Raw genomic sequence first — 781 nt, forward strand, 5'->3', positions numbered from 1 at the left:
CGTCGTCGTAGTCCGGATTGGAGTCTGCAACTCGACTCCATGAAGTCGGAATCGCTAGTAATCGTAGATCAGAATGCTACGGTGAATACGTTCCCGGGCCTTGTACACACCGCCCGTCACACCATGGGAGTGGGTTGCAAAAGAAGTAGGTAGCTTAACCTTCGGGAGGGCGCTTACCACTTTGTGATTCATGACTGGGGTGAAGTCGTAACAAGGTAACCGTAGGGGAACCTGCGGTTGGATCACCTCCTTACCTTAAAGAACCTGCCTTTGTAGTGCTCACACAGATTGTCTGATGAAAAGTAAATAGCAAGGCGTCTTGCGATTGAGACTTCAGTGTCCCCTTCGTCTAGAGGCCCAGGACACCGCCCTTTCACGGCGGTAACAGGGGTTCGAATCCCCTAGGGGACGCCACTTGCTGGTTCGTGAGTGAAAGTCACCTGCCGTCATATCTCAAAACTGACTTGCGAGTCACGTTTGAGATATTTGCTCTTTAAAAATCTGGATCAAGCTGAAAATTGAAACGACACATCTTTAAGGTGTGTTCGAGTCTCTCAAATTTTCGCAATCATGAAGTGAAACATCTTCGGGTTGTGAGGTTAAGCGACTAAGCGTACACGGTGGATGCCCTGGCAGTCAGAGGCGATGAAGGACGTGCTAATCTGCGAAAAGCGCCGGCGAGGTGATATGAACCTTTGACCCGGCGATGTCCGAATGGGGAAACCCAGTGTGATTCGTCACACTATCGTTAACTGAATACATAGGTTAACGAGGCGAACCG

1 tRNA gene and 2 rRNA genes are annotated in these 781 nt (G+C 49.9%); all 3 read left to right on the top strand.

Annotated features, from left to right (window positions below):
* A 16S ribosomal RNA gene (locus BFG58_RS24205) occupies window positions 1-253 on the top strand; the annotation flags it as partial.
* Between the two features lie 85 nt (window positions 254-338).
* Window positions 339-414, top strand: a tRNA-Glu gene (locus BFG58_RS14970).
* Window positions 415-597: 183 nt separating this feature from the next.
* Window positions 598-781 (top strand): 23S ribosomal RNA (locus tag BFG58_RS14975); the annotation flags it as partial.

The organism is Enterobacter sp. ku-bf2 (assembly GCF_001742765.1).
Lineage (GTDB): Bacteria > Pseudomonadota > Gammaproteobacteria > Enterobacterales > Enterobacteriaceae > Enterobacter > Enterobacter quasiroggenkampii.